Annotated in this window: 16 protein-coding genes; 3 read left to right on the forward strand and 13 right to left on the reverse strand. The window is 30.7% G+C overall.

Annotated elements, in window-relative coordinates; genetic code table 11:
• Positions 1–34: 34 nt before the first annotated feature.
• Genes CR532_RS01140 through CR532_RS01155 form a run of 4 tightly spaced genes read right to left on the reverse strand, consistent with a single transcriptional unit; the run spans position 35 to position 4435 of the window.
• A complete protein-coding gene (locus CR532_RS01140; protein WP_108729011.1) occupies positions 35–1816 on the reverse strand; it encodes an alanine--tRNA ligase in 1782 nt (593 codons plus the stop codon).
• Positions 1816–3033 carry a flagellar motor switch protein FliG gene (locus CR532_RS01145; RefSeq protein ID WP_199911292.1) on the reverse strand — a complete coding sequence of 406 codons (1218 nt, stop codon included), beginning with the start codon at positions 3031–3033 and terminating at the stop codon, positions 1816–1818. The genes CR532_RS01140 and CR532_RS01145 overlap by 1 nt, the downstream gene beginning before the upstream one ends.
• On the reverse strand, positions 3020–3721 hold the full coding sequence (locus CR532_RS01150) for a 6-phosphogluconolactonase (RefSeq protein ID WP_199911318.1): 702 nt from the start codon (positions 3719–3721) through the stop codon (positions 3020–3022). The genes CR532_RS01145 and CR532_RS01150 overlap by 14 nt, the downstream gene beginning before the upstream one ends.
• A gap of 21 nt (positions 3722–3742) precedes the next feature.
• Positions 3743–4435 carry an SIMPL domain-containing protein gene (locus CR532_RS01155; protein WP_108729014.1) on the reverse strand — a complete coding sequence of 231 codons (693 nt, stop codon included), beginning with the start codon at positions 4433–4435 and terminating at the stop codon, positions 3743–3745.
• A 70-nt stretch (positions 4436–4505) separates the two neighbouring features.
• On the opposite strand from CR532_RS01155, the gene dusA reads away from it, so the two are divergent.
• Positions 4506–5513, forward strand: a complete 1008-nt coding sequence (dusA, locus tag CR532_RS01160) for a tRNA dihydrouridine(20/20a) synthase DusA (RefSeq protein WP_108729015.1) — start codon at positions 4506–4508, stop codon at positions 5511–5513.
• Here dusA and serS read toward each other — a convergent pair.
• Entirely contained in the window at positions 5503–6777 is a 1275-nt protein-coding gene (gene serS / locus CR532_RS01165; protein WP_108729016.1) for a serine--tRNA ligase, read from the reverse strand. The genes dusA and serS overlap by 11 nt on opposite strands.
• A 146-nt stretch (positions 6778–6923) precedes the next feature.
• On the opposite strand from serS, the gene CR532_RS01170 reads away from it, so the two are divergent.
• Together CR532_RS01170 and CR532_RS01175 are read left to right on the forward strand one after the other, a co-directional pair.
• Positions 6924–7625 (forward strand): hypothetical protein, encoded by a 702-nt coding sequence (locus CR532_RS01170; RefSeq protein WP_108729017.1) that lies wholly within the window; start codon positions 6924–6926, stop codon positions 7623–7625.
• 18 nt (positions 7626–7643) lie between these two features.
• A complete protein-coding gene (locus CR532_RS01175; protein WP_108729018.1) occupies positions 7644–10565 on the forward strand; it encodes an insulinase family protein in 2922 nt (973 codons plus the stop codon).
• A 12-nt stretch (positions 10566–10577) separates the two neighbouring features.
• Here CR532_RS01175 and CR532_RS01180 read toward each other — a convergent pair whose 3' ends face one another.
• The 8 genes from CR532_RS01180 to CR532_RS01215 all read right to left on the reverse strand — a co-directional run bounded on the left by CR532_RS01180 (position 10578) and on the right by CR532_RS01215 (position 17594).
• Entirely contained in the window at positions 10578–10823 is a 246-nt protein-coding gene (locus CR532_RS01180; protein WP_108729019.1) for a type B 50S ribosomal protein L31, read from the reverse strand.
• Positions 10824–10882: 59 nt separating this feature from the next.
• Entirely contained in the window at positions 10883–12427 is a 1545-nt protein-coding gene (rho, locus tag CR532_RS01185) for a transcription termination factor Rho (RefSeq protein ID WP_108729020.1), read from the reverse strand.
• A 99-nt stretch (positions 12428–12526) separates the two neighbouring features.
• Positions 12527–12934, reverse strand: a complete 408-nt coding sequence (locus CR532_RS01190) for a bactofilin family protein (protein ID WP_108729021.1) — start codon at positions 12932–12934, stop codon at positions 12527–12529.
• Entirely contained in the window at positions 12934–13263 is a 330-nt protein-coding gene (locus CR532_RS01195; RefSeq protein ID WP_108729022.1) for an HU family DNA-binding protein, read from the reverse strand. Before CR532_RS01195 ends, CR532_RS01190 begins: the two co-directional genes overlap by 1 nt.
• Before the next feature lie 11 nt (positions 13264–13274).
• Entirely contained in the window at positions 13275–13532 is a 258-nt protein-coding gene (rpsT, locus tag CR532_RS01200; RefSeq protein ID WP_108729023.1) for a 30S ribosomal protein S20, read from the reverse strand.
• A 73-nt stretch (positions 13533–13605) separates the two neighbouring features.
• Positions 13606–14355, reverse strand: coding sequence for a hypothetical protein (locus tag CR532_RS01205; RefSeq protein WP_234416406.1), 750 nt, complete (start codon positions 14353–14355; stop codon positions 13606–13608).
• A gap of 90 nt (positions 14356–14445) precedes the next feature.
• Positions 14446–15552, reverse strand: a complete 1107-nt coding sequence (gene ychF / locus CR532_RS01210; protein WP_108729025.1) for a redox-regulated ATPase YchF — start codon at positions 15550–15552, stop codon at positions 14446–14448.
• Positions 15553–15587: 35 nt separating this feature from the next.
• Positions 15588–17594, reverse strand: coding sequence for a tetratricopeptide repeat protein (locus CR532_RS01215; RefSeq protein ID WP_108729026.1), 2007 nt, complete (start codon positions 17592–17594; stop codon positions 15588–15590).
• Between the last annotated feature and the right edge of the window lie 131 nt (positions 17595–17725).

The raw sequence follows: 17725 nt of genomic DNA on the forward strand, positions 1-17725 counted from the left end.
TTAATATCAATTAAAAATTACTATTCATTAATTATTAATCAGTTAAAATTGCTTTTATTCTTCTTATACCTGAAGAAGAAGCTTGTTCTTTCTGTATCTTAAAAGTACCCAACTCACTAGTATTCCTAACATGAGGACCACCACAAACTTCAATGGAAAAACCATCTATTTCATAAACACTTACAATATCATCATATCTTTCACCAAAGAGAGCCATAGCACCCTTAGCCATGGCTTCATCTAGGTTCATTATAGATTTCTCCACAGATAATTTACTTTTTATTTGAGAATTAACAATACTCTCAACTTTTCGTATCTCATCCTCTGTCATTTTACGAGGATGGCTAAAATCAAATCTTAACCTTTCCGCAGTAATATTGCTGCCTCTCTGCCTTACATGTTCACCCAATACTAATTGAAGTGCCTTATGAAGCAAATGAGTGGCTGTATGCAATTTAGTAGTTTCATACGTAGAATCAGCAAGTCCCCCCTTGAAAATTTTATCACCTCCCTTCTTAGAAATTTCTTGATGCTTTCTAAAGTGATCCTCAAAGCTTATTTTATCTACACTAAAACCATGCTCAGATGCCAATTCTTCTGTTATCTCATAAGGAAATCCATAAGTATCATAAAGCTTAAAAGAAATCTCACCAGGGATTACTTTTGATGATAGCTTTTGAATTAACCTAATAAATTCTTGTTCACCGTGACGCAAAGTTTTAAAAAATTTTTCTTCTTCTACATTTAATTCCGTCTTAATAAAATCCCTCTTTTCTGTTAATTCTTTATAAAAAGATTTATAAATCTCTTCAACAGAATCAACAAGGTCTGCTAAAAAATGAGATTCTATACCAAGTTTTTTTGCATACCTAATAGCTCGCCTAATTATTCTTCTTAAAACATAACCTTGTCCTATATTAGAAGGAAGAACTGCTAAATTATCAGCTAAAATAAAACAACTTGCCTTAATATGATCAGCAATTATTCGAATAGCTCTATCATCCGCTAAATCTTGTCCATAAATTTTACCAGCTATTTTTTCTATTTTATCAATTATTGGCTTAAATGCATCTGTATCATAAACTGAAGATTTTCCTTGCAAAAATGTAATTGTCCTCTCAATTCCCATTCCAGTATCCACGCATTTACGATTAAGTTCTTCATAATTCCCATACTCATCCTTTCTGTATTGCATGAAAACATTATTCCAAATCTCAAAATATTTACCACAAGAGCATGTAATGTCACATTCTACAGAACATTTCTCTCTTCCAATATCAACAAATATTTCAGTATCTGGTCCACAAGGCCCCACATTTCCAACAGGTCCCCAAAAATTATGCTCTCTTGACAGATAAAATATTCTATCACTAGGAATGCCAAGACTCTTCCATACACTAGCTGTCTCGTCATCCCGTGGAATACCCTCCTCACCTTCAAAAACACTAACATAAAGTCTATCTTTTGAAATATTCAAGTAACTAGGCGAAGTTAAAAACTCAAAACTATACTTTACAGAAAGCTCTTTAAAATAACCACCAAGAGACCAATTTCCAAGCATTTCAAAAAAAGTTAAATGCCTAAGATCGCCAACCTCATCAATATCACCTGTTCTTAAACATTTCTGAACATCAACTAATATATTTCCAGATGGATGTACTTCGCCAAGAAGATAAGGAACAAGAGGTTGCATTCCGGCTGTATTAAAAAGTACTGTAGAATCATTATCAGGAATTAAAGACTTACCCGAAATTTCACAATGCCCCTTACTCTTAAAAAATTCTATATACCGTTTGCGTAGCTCATCAAGTTTCACTAAATAAACTCCTCATTCTTTCTATATATTATCAATTCACCCTTCAAAGTTAGATCTTTAATATAACTAACAAAGGATGTAGTCATTGTCTTGATATCCTTTTTTCTTATTCTTTTCAAAAAGATCTCTTCTTCTAAAATAATCTCTTTACGTCTTCTTGAAACATTAGCAAGAATTTTATTTCTAATCTCATCACTCTTATCTTTAATCATAATTGCAATATTGTTATCTGTAAATTCTCTTAAAACATTATGCATGTCATTATCTGTAATTCTAAGTATCACGTCAATGTCAAATATTTTCTCTTTAATCTCACTGTCTTTCACAGGGTCAAAAGCTTTCATGTCAATCTTACTTAAAAGATTTTTCTCATCCTCAGAATCCATATAACTTAAAATATCAACAAGTATCTTAGAACCATCAAGTTTCTCAGTCTTAAGTTTACCCTGCATTTTAAACCTACTCTTAAGTCTTTCAGAGATAGTCTCAACCATACCCATATTTAACTGCTTTGGCCTAGCGAGTTCTTTAATAAATTGTTTTTTAGTAGTCTCTTCTAGCATAGAAAAAATATATCTTTTCTGCTCTTTGTTTAAATAACTAAATATTATCAGAAGCGTTTTCACATTTTCAGTTCTAATTAAAGCCCAAAGTTGCTCATGCTCAATACCAGATAAATAGTCAAAAGGCAAAAATGGATCAACTCCTGTAACCTTTTTATAAATCTCTTTTGCCTTTGATTTACTTAAAGACTTATTTAATAACTCATAAGTAAAATTATCATCAATCTTTAAACTTTTTTTCTCACTTCTTACCAACTCTTCAAACTCTTGAATAATTCGTTTTTTGTCATCAGGAGTAATATATTTAATTTTTGCAATTTCTCTAGTAATAGCTATTATATCAGTATCATCAAGCTCAGCCATAATTTTTGCCGATTTTTCAAGACCAAGAGCTAAAAAATATTTTGCTATTTTTGAGACCTTACTCTCTTTACGAATAAATCCTGGCTTCCCTATTACACTTCCAGAAGAACTTAATTCACTGGAAGACCCTCTTTTACCTCTCCTAATAAGATTGATCCAAGATTTAAGCATTGAGCCTTGTATCTCAGCATCAGAAAAATTATTATCTAAATTTATTCTCTCAACATTCTTAAATGCTTTAACCCCTAAATTTTTCGCACTTTGATATTTGGAAAGTCTAGGATCCTGCATAGACCCCCTCAATATTTGTAAGAACCAATAAACGCGAATGCTCCTCAAAAATCTTGACTGGACATTCCTTCAAAGATATTTTTGCATTTAAAAAATTTTCTAAAGCACCTTTTTTTTCATGACCCATAAATAACAACACAAAGGCCTTAGACAAAAGTAATGATTTAGGAGTTAAACTAATTCTCTTAACCGGAAGCTTTGGGGAATCATACTCATACTGATACCCCTCCATCTCAGAAAATAAAAGCTTTCTTGAAGGAAAAAGCGACGCAACATGCCCATCATCACCAACAGACAAAATGCTAAGGTCTAATCTTGTAAATCTAGAATTGAATTCAACATTATAATTATGAATAGCAGATGCTTCATCAAACTCATTGTAAATAAATGGATGTAAATTAGAACTACGAACTAAATTCTTTTCTACCATTTTCGAAAAAAATCCTTCACTTAAAAGCTTAAAATTACTATCATTGCTATCAAGATCAACACAACGCTCATCCACCAAAAAAAAATGAGATTTTTTAAGAGAATAATTATGTTCATCAAAGACATTTAGAAACGAAATAATATTACGACCACCACAAATCCCAATACTAGTAAAATCATCTTGATTGATATTGTTTGAAAAAAAATCAAAAAATCTTCCCTTTAAATCACTCTCTTTATTAGAATATAAAAATTCCATCATTCTTCCTTACAAATAAACTCAATTTAGGTAATAAGAAACTGTAGTAACTACCCTTAATATTTTCTTCGAATAAAGTTCATGACTTTCTGCACCTCTATCAACTGGCAGAAATTCAAAATACCCTTGATTTGCATTTTTAATTTTTCCCAAAACAGCACCTGAATTATTTGCAAACTCTAAAGCTGCCAATTTAGCATTTTTAATCGAATCTGCTAACATTTTGGGTTTAACCTCATTGATCTTATCAAAATAATAATATGGGCCACCATGGCTAGTCAAAAGTACTCCCTTATTGTAGAGTTTAATAATGTTTTTACTTACTTGTTCCATCTTATCAATATCTCTAGTATAAACATTTAAAGAAGCATATGCATTATATTTGTAAATAGACCCCTCATAATTTCCAATACTAAAATTCATAGACCCAATCTTTATATCATCCTCATTAAATCCATAACTAACAAAAAAATCTCTTACTGCCAAAAAACTTGCATTATTTAATTTATTAATCTCATCTACAGTATTTCCAACTGATTCATATTTCAAAGTCCAACTTGAAGAGTTTGAAATAACTTCCCTCTCACTTAAACCCTTAACAGTAATGTAATTTTCATTTTTAGTCCCGATGTTCCTTATGCCACCCGATATTATAAAGGCTGATCCTAAAAAAATTAATGATGACAAAAAAACCAATCCCCTACTTTCCAACATAAATTCTGTCTCCTACCTTTTTAGAAATATAAATTGTTAAATTAAACAATTTATTTTAACATATTATGTAATGTTAATAAACCGAAAAATATCAATAGCACCAATGGTAGACATTACTGATGAGCACTTTAGATATCTAATAAGATTATTATCAAAAAAAGTTACCCTATATACCCCTATGATTTCTGCCAAGTCAATTATCATGGGAAATTTAAGCAAGGTTGTAAAGCAAACATCTACGGATTCTCCAATTGCAATTCAAATAGCAACAAACTGTGAAAATGACGCCGCAAGATCCATAGAAATTCTTGAAAACAAATTTAATTTTGATGAATATAATCTTAATGTAGGTTGTCCTTCATCTCGAGTTCAAAATGCAAATTATGGCGCCTGCCTAATGCAAGCTCCAATGAAAATAGGGAAAATATTGCAAGCTATGCAAAAAAACACAAACAAACCTGTTTCAATCAAGCATAGAATAGGAATAAGAGATAATGAAAAAGAACATGGTAAGGAAAACTACGTAGAACTCAAACAATTTGTAGAAAAAATTGTAGCATTTGAGATAAAAAATTTTACTGTTCATGCACGAGTAGCAATACTTAATGGCTACTCACCTAAGCATAACAGAAATATTCCAAAACTTAGACATGAATTCGTATACAAATTGAAACAAGAGCATAAAAATCTATTTATTGAAACAAATGGAGGGATCGATAGTATTGAGAACATAAAGCACCATCTAATTTATGTAGATTCTGTAATGATTGGAAGGGCCGCAGCAGAAAATCCATACTTTATTGCGACAGCCTCAAGAGATTTCTTGGAAGAAAAAGAAAAAATTCCAACAAGAGAAGAAGTATTATTTAAAATGGCAGATTATATTAAAGAATACACTGAATACCTTTCAATTAATACAGTACTAAAGCACATAATGGGGATAGTATTTGCTAAGGAAGGTGCTTGTAAATTTCGACAAGCCTTAACAGCTCCTTTTTCTAAAAATTTTAAAAATCACGAAATACTCTTAAAGGCAATTGAAAGCTTAAAAGCAAACACTTTACAATCTAACTCTTAGGGGATATATAGTCAAAGCCTGTGTACTTAACCAAATTCTTAGGTATGCAAACTCCTCCTTGCTCATCCTGGAAATTCTCAAGTATAGCAATAATAGCTCTTGTTGTAGCTATAGCCGTTCCATTGACCATATGAGCAAATTTACTCTGACCATCCTCCTTATATCGAATTTTAAGACGCCTTGACTGATAATCTGTACAATTTGAAGTTGAAGTAACCTCTCCATATTCCCCCTTATCCCCTCTGCCCGGCATCCACGCCTCAATATCATACTTCCTGTAAGCTGGTGCACCAAGATCGAAAGAACAAACATTTAAAACTCTATAAGGAATCTCAAGTTCGCTAAAAATCTCCTCTTCTAATGCTAAAAACTCATTATGAATGACTTCAGATTCTTCACTCCTACAAAAACAAAACATTTCAACCTTACTAAATTGATGCACTCTATAAAGACCCTTAGAAAATTGCCCAGCTGCCCCGGCCTCTTTCCTAAAGCAATGAGAAACCCCTGCCATTCTTATTGGAGACTTAAGCTCGAGTATCGTATTATAATAATATCCACCAAGAGTAATCTCAGCTGTTCCAACAAGATACTTGTCTGTATCCTCAATTTTATAAATATTACTCTCATTGCCACGCGGATTAAATCCAATCCCATCAACTATAAATTCCCTTGCAACATCAGGTGTGATGAATACATCAAAGCCCTTAAGCTTAAGCTTAGCTAAAGCAAAGTTAATCAACGCAAACTCTAAAAAGACAGCCTCATTCTTAAGATAATAAAACTTATTACCGCTAACCTCACGTGCCCTCTCAAAATCGAAAAGATCTAATTTAATTCCAATCTCTAAATGATCCTTTGGCTTAAAATCAAACGTTGGAATAACACCTGAAACTTTCATTAAAATATTTCCATCTTCACTATCGCTAACAGGTGTATCAGGAGCCGAAATGTTTGGAACTTTCTTGTGTTCAATCAAAAGCTTACATGTTATATTCTCCAATTTCTCTTCTAAGACTGAAATTTTCAACTTCAACTCTTTGCCATTCTCTATTAAAGAACGCCTCAGACAATCATCAATTTTCCTCTTCATAGCATTAGCATTTTCATTCTTTGCTGCATTCAGTTCGCCAATCCTAGTAACAAGTTTTCTGCGCTCATCATCAAGGTCAATTAAAAGATCAATATCCAATTTTAAACCCCTGTCTTTAATATTTTTACGAACAAGATCTAAATTATCTCTTATAAACTTTAAATCAAGCATTGAATAACTCCCAAAATAGACTTTAACTAAAAACTAATTAAATCCAAACAAAATTATATAAAAACAAGTTATATTAGTTAGTATAAGAAGTATTATATAATATTTTAGAATACTCCTAAAATATCTTTAAAAGGAAAAATTGCTTTATGATAAAATCATCGACAATCCAAAAAGTTTTTATGTTAATATCTTTATCAGTGGTTTTTATAGGCTGTACAAAAAAAACGACAAAAATCAATTTTAATGACATTGATACAAGCTACAACGAAAAAGATGGGCTCATTATTGAATCAATCGTTGCTAAAGAAGAATCCGAATCCTTCACATACAAAATTAGAATACCTAAAATAGTAAATAGCAGAACAGAAAACAATAATCTTAAAGAATTCAATGACGAGATACGGGATTATGCAGATAGCATAGTCAACAATTTAAACGGTTTAGTTCAAAATCCCAAAAAAGATTTAAAAAAGGCAATCTTAAATATAGACTATGAAATATATCATGGATACAATATCTATACATTAATAATAACTGCAACTCAAGAAATAAACGACACATCTATCACAAACTATAGAAGTTATTATATTAGAGATAATGGAAATTACATCTACAACATAGAGGAAATAATTAAAGTAGAGGAAGCATTTCCTTATTTTACTCAAAGAATTAAAGAAAAAACACAACCAAACAAGTTGCTTTTTGATTTACAACAAGCAGTAATTTACTTTGAGAATAAAAGAGTTGTCATAAAATTTCCGCCTTATGTATTCAATTTAGATGACACAGAGTATACTGAAAATATATTTGAATTTAATGAAGAGGAAGTAAAAAAATACATAAAATAAAGGTAAAATAAATCGAGAATGAAGAGAAAAAAAATTTTCAGCTTAGTTTCAAAAACTTATCTAGAAGAGTACGATGCTCAAGGATGTTATTTTCAACATGAGAGTGGCCTAGAAATCTTCGAGATGAAAAGTAATTCATTTAAAGAAAATGCTTTTGGAATATCATTCAAAACAATTCCATTAAATAATACTGGAGTTGCTCATATCCTAGAGCACACAATTTTTTGTGGTTCAAACAAATATAAAATAAAAGATCCTTTTCTTTATTTAATGAAAGGAAGCCTTAGCACTTTCTTAAATGCAATGACATTCCCAGATAAGACTCTCTATCCGGCAGCATCTACAATACAGAAAGACTATTTTAACTTATTTAAAATATATGCCGATGCTGTTTTTAATCCATTACTCAAAAAAGAAGCTTTCATGCAGGAAGGTTATAATATAAATCCAAATAACTTCAAACCATCTGGCATTGTTTTAAATGAAATGAAAGGTAATTATTCTAGCAAAAATTCTTTAATCAATGAGATTGCTATCAGTTCTCTCTTTTATGAGGGAACATACCAATACGACTCTGGGGGCAATCCTATAAACATCATTGACCTTACATATGAAGAATTTATTGAATTTTACAACAAACATTATACACTTGAAAACTGCAAAATATTTTTATTTGGAAATATCGACACTGATAAAAATCTCAATTTTATTGAAAAATATATAATAAGACCATACAAAAAAGAAAAATTCTATATTAATTATAATATAGAAAAAGCTCAAAGATGGAATAAGGGAAAATTATTAACTTATTGTATTCCAAAAGAAACTGAAAATACACTTGGTGTATACGCAATAAATTGGTTATGTGCTGATATCGTAAACATTAAGGACAACATTGGACTTGAAATTTTGTCCGAAATTCTCCTAGACGATTCTTGTCAATTCACTATCAATATGCTAAAAAGCGAAATTGGCGATGGAATAGCTGACATTAGTGGCATCAACACAGACATAAAGGAATGTGTATTCTCATTTGGATTGCAAAATGTAATACCAGGAAAAGTGGAAGAATTTAAAAATATGGTTTTCAGGGAACTTAAAAGTCTTTTTAAAATGAAAATTCCAAAAGAACTAATACAAGGTATTCTCTTCGGCTATGAATTTGCATTAAAAGAAGAAAAAGGACAAGGGTTGCCTATTTCCTTGATGATTAAAAGTCTTAAAGGATGGCTACATGGATTGCATCCAGCCGAAACTTTACAAATTAATCATTATCTAGATGAGATTAAAATCAAATTAGAAAAAGGAGAACCTTACTTTGAAAATCTAATAAAAAAATATCTACTAAATAACAATCATTACACTCTAATCAACTTTATTCCATCAGATGCAACTCTTAAAGAAATGGAAGAGATAATAGAAAAGAAATTAATGGATAGAGAAATTGAAATTAAGAAAAATCCAGAAAAACTTACAGAGTTTGTGAAAGATTACAATCAATTTAAAGACTATCAAAAAAGGAATGACCTCAAATCCGACATTGCCAAACTTCCCATACTTAAAATAGAAGACTTGCCAAAAAAGGTAGAAAAAAGTTTAGAGCTTAATGAAATTCCTGAACTTAGAGCACACTCATTTGAGATTATAAAAAATAATAACATTTTCAATGTACATTTATTTTTTAAATTGAATTTTCTAGGAAAAGAAGATTTCATACATCTCTCTTTACTAAAAAGAACTATTCAAGATTTATCCACTAAGAATTATTCCTATGTAGACTTAAATAATAAAATCCAAAATACTTTGGGACAACTAAATATATATGAAAGTTATGAAGAAGATATTCATGGCAACATAATAAATTTATTTAATATCAGCTTCAAATCATTTAACCATAAAATTCAAGAATCATTTACACTAATCAAAGAAATTTTAATGAATATTAATTTTCATGATTACGATAGGCTTAAAGAGGTAGTCTTAAGTCTAAAAAATGATTTTAAAGCAATCTTAATTCCTAAAGGTCACACCTTTGCATTAACAAGATCAGAATCAAAACTAAGCCTAGGTAAATACCTAAGAGAACTCCAACTTGGAGTTACAGGAAGAGAATTCTGGCAGAAAGTCAAAACAGACACAGAATCTTTAAAAGAACTGGCTTTCAATTTAGAAAACTTGAAAAACAAAATTATATTTAAAGATAATTTTTCATCCCTAATCATAGGAAATACCAATGACGTAATTAAAAAATTAGAAGGTGAATTATTTATATTAAGAGAAAATTTAATCGAAAAGAATTATATAAATACCTTATCTGCGACACAACCATTAAATGAGTCACTAAAAGAAATAATTATTATTCCATCAAAAACATCTTTTAATTCTATGAGCTTCTTAAGTTATAAAATAACGGATGAAAATTATCCAAAAATAAATTTCTTAGCACATATATTAAAGAGTGGAATTTTCTGGGAAAAAATACGCGTTATGGGTGGAGCTTACGGAGCATTTGCATCCATCACAAATGGAATATTTTCTTTCTCGTCATATAGAGATCCGAATCTTGTAAAAACATATCAGGCTTTTGAGAAATCTTTAGAAGAATTATCCAAGAATGACAAAATCAAAAACGAAGAGCTCTACACATATTTAGTAGGAGTAATCGGACACAGTACTAATGTAAAAACTAAATCCACAGAAGCACTTGAAAGCTATAAGAGAAAAATGCTAAACATTAGTGACGAGCTAAGACAACAAATTAGGAATTCTTACTTTAAAATAACAATCAAAGATATTAGAGATATATCTGAACAGGTATTAAATCAAATCAAGAGCAAACATAGCATAACTTCTCTCGTCAATAACGAAACTTACCAAGATGAAAAAGAAAAACTAGAAGAACTCATTGGAAAAAAATACAAAGTAAAGAAAATATATTAAATCTATAAATCTCTAAACTTTTTTATATTTTTTGTTAAATTTGTCAATTCTACCTGCTGCATCAACAAATTTTTGCTGACCTGTATAAAAAGGATGTGACTTACTCGTAATCTCAACAGTAACTAATGGATATTCCTTATTATCACTATATTTAATGATCTCTTTTGAAGTTAGAGTAGATCGGGTTAAAAACATTGCACCATTAGACCCATCTTTAAATACTACTAAATTACTTTTAGGGTGTATATTTTTTTTCATAAAGCCTCTCTTAACCTGATTAAAGTTTAATTTAAATTTCAAACAAAGTCAATTTTTGATTAATCCCCATTACTCATGGTTTTCAGGAAAATCTCATTATTTTTACTCTTCTTCATCTTTTCAACCAAAGCCTCAACACCTTCATAGTCATCCACCCCGCTCAAAATCTTTCTAATAAGCAAAATCTTAGATCGCTCCTCTTCATTTAAGAGTAGCTCTTCTTTTCTTGTACCTGACTTCTTAATATTAATGGCAGGAAAAAGTCTTCTATCTGCCAAACTCCTGTCAAGAATTAACTCCATATTTCCAGTACTCTTAAATTCTTCAAAAATTACCTCATCCATCTTACTCCCAGTGTCAACTAAAGCCGTAGCTATAATAGTAAGACTCCCGCCCTCTTCAATATTTCTAGCAGATCCAAAAAACCTTTTTGGCTTATGCAAAGCATTAGAGTCCACTCCTCCAGAGAGTATCTTACCAGAAGTCGGCATAGTCTGATTATAAGCTCTTGCAAGTCTTGTAATAGAATCTAAAAGAATAACAACATCTTTTTTATTTTCAACAAGTCTTTTGGCCTTCTCAATAACCATCTCTGCAACCTGCACATGTCTGCTAGCTTGCTCATCAAAATTAGATGCAATAACCTCACCCTTAACGCCACGAATCATGTCAGTGACCTCTTCTGGTCTCTCATCAATGAGTAAAATCATTAAAATAATATCTGGATAATTAGTAGTTATTGCATTGGCTATTTTTTGAAGTAAAGTGGTCTTTCCAGCCTTTGGAGGTGACACTATTAAAGCTCTCTGTCCCTTCCCAATAGGAGAGAAAAGATTAATCAGCCTTGTAGAAATATTACAATTTTCATATTCAAGATTCAGCTTTGAAATAGGATACAAAGGCGTCAAGTTATCAAAAGGAATCCTATTTTGTGCAAATGTAGGATCTTGATCATTAATGCTCTTAATCTTAACCATTGCAAAAAATCTCTCACCATCTCGTGGGGATCTAATTTGCCCATATAAAATATCACCTGTCCTCAGATTAAACAGTCTAATCTGAGATGGTGACACATAAACATCATTCCCGCCTGAGAGATAAGAATTAGATGCTGTACGCAAAAATCCATACCCATCACTTAAAACATCAAGAACCCCAGTAAATAAAACGCTAATATTATACTCAGTTAATATTTTAACAAGTAAAAATATTAACTCTGTCTTTTTCATTGTTACTGCAATAGTATGATTAGTACCAAGACCTTCAACAACTTTTCTAACTTCAGTAATTGGTTTATCATAAAGGCTGTCAATAGCTATATAATCCTTACCGTCTAAAAAATTAATAATATTACCCTGTTCAAGCGTTTTAATGTTACTCTCTAAATCCGAACTAGATATATCATAATCAAAATCTGATGAAACACCATTAGTTGTTATTAATTTACCAGAATCAAAATTTTTAGATCCACTAGAAGCAGGCTCTTTTTTAGTCACAACTTTAACTATCTTTTTCTTACAATTATCCTCAATTTTTAACTCTTTAGAAGAATTAAAACGCTTCATTTCATCCTCTAAATCAAATTCCTCACATTTTTTATCCATAATCTCCCCTAGAAAATAAATTTTTTAAGAAGGGTATTTTTATAAAAAGTAATATTTTAATATCTAACCACTAACACTAAAACCAAATGTAACGCTAATTCATTGAAATGTATCTTTTATTTGTGAAACTGTAAAAGAAAATAAATCTATACTCTCATTAGATTTAATCATTTCACACTTACCATCAAAGACTATATTATCATTAATAAATATTTTTTTTGTCTTAACATCCCCATATATCTTACAACCACTATTTAAATAAACTTTATTGCTGGCATTAACATTTCCCTTCAAAACTCCCTCAATTATTAATGTATCACAAGTCACAACATCTGTAATAACTTTACTGTTTTTTCCTATAAAAAGTATTCCACTGGTTGAATATATCTCACCCTCAAAAGACGAATCAAGATACAAAGCACCTTCAAACTTTAGCTTTCCTCTGAAAATTAAGCTTGCGTCTAACTTGCAATCCCACTTATAAGCATCTCTAATATCAACAGGCATTAACTACCCTTAATATTCCATACTCGCTCTTTTAAATCCTTCCCCGGACGAAAATAAGCTACATAATGATCATCAACTTTCACATACTCACCTGTTTGCGGATTACGAGCATTCTGGCGACCTTTTCTTTTCCTGACTTCAAATGTACCAAAAGATCTAAACTCTATAACGTTATTAATACAAAGGCTATTCTTAAGCTCCTCAAAAAAAGCATCAACTACAAGTCTTATATATTTTTTCTCTAATTTTTCATTATTATTTTTAATATTCAAAGATATTTGGTCAACAATATCTGACTTGGTAATTTTGGGTCTTTTTGGAAAAGACATATACTAATTCCTTATTTTAATAATAAAATACTCAAACTTGATTTCTTACGCGCAGCTTTATTCCGATGAATTATTCTTTTCCTAGCAGCAGTATCTAATTTTTTTGAAACAAACTTGAAAAATTCCAAAGCTTCCTCTCTCCTCCCATCTCTTACCATACCAATACAACGCTTCTCGATCGTTCTCAACTCACTCTTAATACTTATATTTCTCAAATTCCTCTTTAAATTTTGCCTAGCTCTCTTTGATGCTGATGGATTATTCCCCAAACTAAACTCCTTAATACACCTAACATATTAATAACTAAATATATCAACTAATTTAAATATAGTCAATCATAAATTAGGTTAGTCTATTACAATATCTATCAACATAGGCAAAAGCTTTTTGCATTGAATAAGACATTCTGTGATCACTAATATATATCTTCTTTCCTTTTCCCTGGTGATTATAAACAAAAGATAAATAATCATCATCTATATCTACTTTGGAACTATTGACAAGCACATTGTCAAAAAATTTATAAAAGTATTCTCTCTTAGAAAATAATTTTCTCTCACAAATAGAATCTTCTCTAAACTCATAAAAAACAACCAAATTCTTCATACCCAGAACCTCACATATTAAAGCCTTAATATCAATCAACAAAATAAGCAGAAATATTATTATATTATCAAACGAGACATAATAAATAAATAAACTACTTAAAATTCGAAATAAAAGCATTGTTACATAACTTCCCGATACGTAATACCTTTTTGGAAACTCCTGAACCTTTACAATAAATAAATCAGCCCTGATGGCTTTAAGTTTCCTGAAAAACCCAACTAAATAGTCTTTCCTTAAAAAACAAACCTTTACTTTTTGCATATTATTTAAAGTCAAGATTAACATATTATCTAATAATCTCTTTTCAATCCACAAAATGTCATCAAAACTAAAATTAAGCTTGGAATAAAATTTTTTATAAAAAATCTTATTTCCTTTAAAATCAATTTCATAAAAATACTTTAAATAAGAAACTATCACAAAAACATTTATCAACATCAAAAAAAGTACAAAAATACCAAAAATATCTCTATATAGCAACATATAAAATATAGAAAAAATCATATTGAGGATAAAAATAAAAATTAATCTGACTGTATAAAAGAAAAATTCACCCATATTGATGATTATGACTTAAACATTAAATTTAAAGAAAATTATGTCACCGTCTTTTACCAAGTAGTCTTTTCCTTCAAGCCTAAGCCTCCCCTTCTCCTTTAAACCCTGCACACCTTGCAATTCAACTAAATCATCAAATGAATACACTTCAGCTTTAATAAAACCTCTCTGAAAATCACTGTGAATTATACCAGCAGCTTCAGGTGCTCTCATTCCATCCATAAAAGTCCAAGCTCGAACTTCCTGCACTCCTGCAGTAAAATAAGTCCTCAGACCCAAAGTATAATAAGTTTTTTGTATTAAATTACTAAGACCACTAGTCTTTATTCCAAGAGAGTCCAGCATCTCCATTCGATCATCACAATCCTCAATCTCTGCAAGTTCCGCCTCAAGCTTAGCACACAGAATTAAATAGTCATTACCTTCTCTTAAAGCAATATCCTTTACAATATCTGTATACTTATTACCACAAAGAGAATCCTCATCGACATTACAAACATATATAACCTTTTTAATAGTTAAAAGATTTAAAGACCTAATAAACTGATGTCCAAATTCATCAAACTCATATTCAATTGCCGGTTTAACATCCATCAAGTGCTTCTCAAGGCTTTTAAGCATTAAAACAATCATCCTTGAGTTCTCACTAACCTTCTTGTCAGCACTCTTCATATTTTTTTCATATTTTAAGATGTTTTTTTTCACAGTATCAAGATCTGCAAGACAAAGCTCTGTATTAATTGTGCTTATATCCCTCTCTGGGTTTACATCTCCATCAACATGAATAACTGCTCTATCTTTAAAACACCTAACAACATGCACAATAACAGATACTTCACGAATATTTGCCAAAAACTTATTACCAAGTCCTTCGCCTCTAGAAGCACCCTTAACAAGGCCCGCGATATCAACAAATTCCATTACGGCCGGTATAGTTTTTTTAGGAACAATTAAATTCGTAATTTTTGAAAGTCTCTCATCAGGTATTTCTACTACCCCTATATTTGGCTCAATAGTACAAAAAGGATAATTAGCAATTTCCGATTTTGATGCAGTCAAGGATGAAAACAAAGTAGATTTGCCCACGTTGGGCAACCCCACTATTCCCGCATTAAGTGCCATAAACAAAACTCCACAGGTAAAATATAGCCTAAAATCTAATTAACAAAATATGCAAATTCGCCTCTCCCTGTCTGCTGATTAAAATTTACCTCAACAGAAAGATTGAAGTACCCATTAGGATCCTGAGGACCTGGATAATCATATTCAAGTAAATAAGTCCCTGTCTTTTGTTCCATCATTAAGTCATAAACCTTAGACACTCCTTCATAAGATGAAAAAGGAATAACAGCACCACCAGTCTCATTTACTAAATACTGTAATTTAGGATCAACAGGATTATTTCCAAACAATATTAAATAAAATCTAATATCGTTGTTCTTGTAATAACTTAAAATAGTGTCTGTAGAATACCTGTCAAAAGCCGAACGACTTAAAGCTCCATTACTAAAATAAAGTACAGATCTTTTTGAACTTCTTGACATAAGCTCAGAACCAGCAAGCTTAAGACTAATATCAGTCTTAACATAAGTTGAATCATAATTTCCAAGAGAATTTGTCTTATTAATAGTGTCAACTATGCTCTCAATATTATCTATTAAAGGCACACTTGTTGCGTTAACAAAGCTAAATCTCTTATTATTGCTAGCCTTAACAAGAGTATTTACACTCATAATCTGCTCTGCTTCATAATTTTTCATAGCAAAAGATTTATCAAAAACAATTGCAATATCCATATCATTAGAAGTATTTACATCATAAACAACCTTAGGTTTAACTATGTAATATTCTTCATTGGCAATTGCAAAATTTTCACTCTTAAGACCTATGATCGGCAGACCACTCCTACTACTAACATTAAGTTCAACATAAATCTTAGGACCCCCAACTCTATTTACTCGTCTCACATCGACACTTAGACTGTCATAAATACTAATATCACTCTTATAAACTGAAATCTTAGCATTATCAAAATCTGAAACAATCATTTGATTATTGACATCAAGAATTGAAGACGAAATTTTTGAATCAATATTATCTGACTTTAAAAGCTTAACAAGCGTTTTACCTAAAACGCTGTACCTATAAACTCCATGCCTTGAAGATATAATAATACTATTGCCTGTAAAATCACTACTAAGACCCTCTATTTCTTCAATAGAAGTCTGGACAGAATATAAATGATTACCACTAGTATCAAACACCTCAATAGAATTCTTAAGAGTATCGGCAACATAAATATTTCCATTTAAATATGTAATACCTGTAGGTCCTAAGAGTCCCATATATCCAACTGTTTTAACGCCAAAATGTAAAATAAAATTACCCTCAACATCAAACTTACTTATTCGCTTATTTCCCCATTCACTAACATAAATATAATCTCTATCATCAACAGTCATATACTGAGGGGCAAGTAATTCGCCAGCTCCCGTTCCCTTTTTGCCAATTGAACCTCTTTTAATGCCTAGAGCCTTGTCATAAATGCCAATCCCATCGCTTGAATAAAGTGTCACATAAAGTAACCCCCCAAGCTCAATTACATCATAAGGCGATTTTAAATAATTAATTCCATCCTTCACTAAAACATTAATATTATTGTTAGCATCAAAATGCAATATCTCATTTCCCACAAAATTAACAGCGTAGTATCCACCATATTTATCGGCTTTCAAAGATGTAATCTGATACCCATCCGGTCTTCTATAAATAGAATTATCAAGAGAAGCCACTCGAATAAGTCTTTCAACATCCAGTTCATTACTTAAGAATATACCTCTTCTCTGTTCAATCGTAGAGATTAACTGTCTAAGATATGAAACCTTATAACCCTGAGATTCTAAATTTCGCCACTCCATCAAAGCTTCTTCAATATATCCTAACCTATAATAAACATTACCTATCCAAAAATGATAATCGAGATTGCTTGGGTCAAAACTTAAAACCTTCTTAAGGGATAATAAAGCATCATCATAGAACCCGTTATTGTAAGAATTAAGAGCCCATTTAAATTCTTCCTTAGCATCTTTATTTGTAACTATCCCCTGAGAACTTAAAATAAATGCACTCCCAAAAAGCAAAACAATTACATTAAAAATTAACATAATTTTTCTTATCTCTAAGCAAATACCATACACGCTTAGTACTATTACAAAAACCATATTATATATTATACTATGCAATGTTGCATATTAACACCTGAATTACTATGTAATATATTGCTATACAATAAAGA

Source organism: Candidatus Borreliella tachyglossi (genome assembly GCF_003076595.1).
Lineage (GTDB): Bacteria > Spirochaetota > Spirochaetia > Borreliales > Borreliaceae > Borrelia > Borrelia tachyglossi.

Coding starts and splice junctions, on each gene's coding strand:
- CR532_RS01190 (WP_108729021.1), bottom strand. CDS start 12,934: ATGCCTGTTGATATTAGAGATGCTTATAAGTGGGATTGCAAGTTAGAC.
- CR532_RS01155 (WP_108729014.1), bottom strand. CDS start 4,435: ATGTTGGAAAGTAGGGGATTGGTTTTTTTGTCATCATTAATTTTTTTA.
- serS (WP_108729016.1), bottom strand. CDS start 6,777: ATGCTTGATTTAAAGTTTATAAGAGATAATTTAGATCTTGTTCGTAAA.
- CR532_RS01145 (WP_199911292.1), bottom strand. CDS start 3,033: ATGCAGGATCCTAGACTTTCCAAATATCAAAGTGCGAAAAATTTAGGG.
- ychF (WP_108729025.1), bottom strand. CDS start 15,552: ATGGCACTTAATGCGGGAATAGTGGGGTTGCCCAACGTGGGCAAATCT.
- CR532_RS01170 (WP_108729017.1), top strand. CDS start 6,924: ATGATAAAATCATCGACAATCCAAAAAGTTTTTATGTTAATATCTTTA.
- CR532_RS01175 (WP_108729018.1), top strand. CDS start 7,644: ATGAAGAGAAAAAAAATTTTCAGCTTAGTTTCAAAAACTTATCTAGAA.
- dusA (WP_108729015.1), top strand. CDS start 4,506: ATGTTAATAAACCGAAAAATATCAATAGCACCAATGGTAGACATTACT.
- CR532_RS01205 (WP_234416406.1), bottom strand. CDS start 14,355: ATGTTGCTATATAGAGATATTTTTGGTATTTTTGTACTTTTTTTGATG.
- CR532_RS01150 (WP_199911318.1), bottom strand. CDS start 3,721: ATGGAATTTTTATATTCTAATAAAGAGAGTGATTTAAAGGGAAGATTT.
- CR532_RS01215 (WP_108729026.1), bottom strand. CDS start 17,594: ATGTTAATTTTTAATGTAATTGTTTTGCTTTTTGGGAGTGCATTTATT.
- CR532_RS01195 (WP_108729022.1), bottom strand. CDS start 13,263: ATGTCTTTTCCAAAAAGACCCAAAATTACCAAGTCAGATATTGTTGAC.
- CR532_RS01180 (WP_108729019.1), bottom strand. CDS start 10,823: ATGAAAAAAAATATACACCCTAAAAGTAATTTAGTAGTATTTAAAGAT.
- rho (WP_108729020.1), bottom strand. CDS start 12,427: ATGGATAAAAAATGTGAGGAATTTGATTTAGAGGATGAAATGAAGCGT.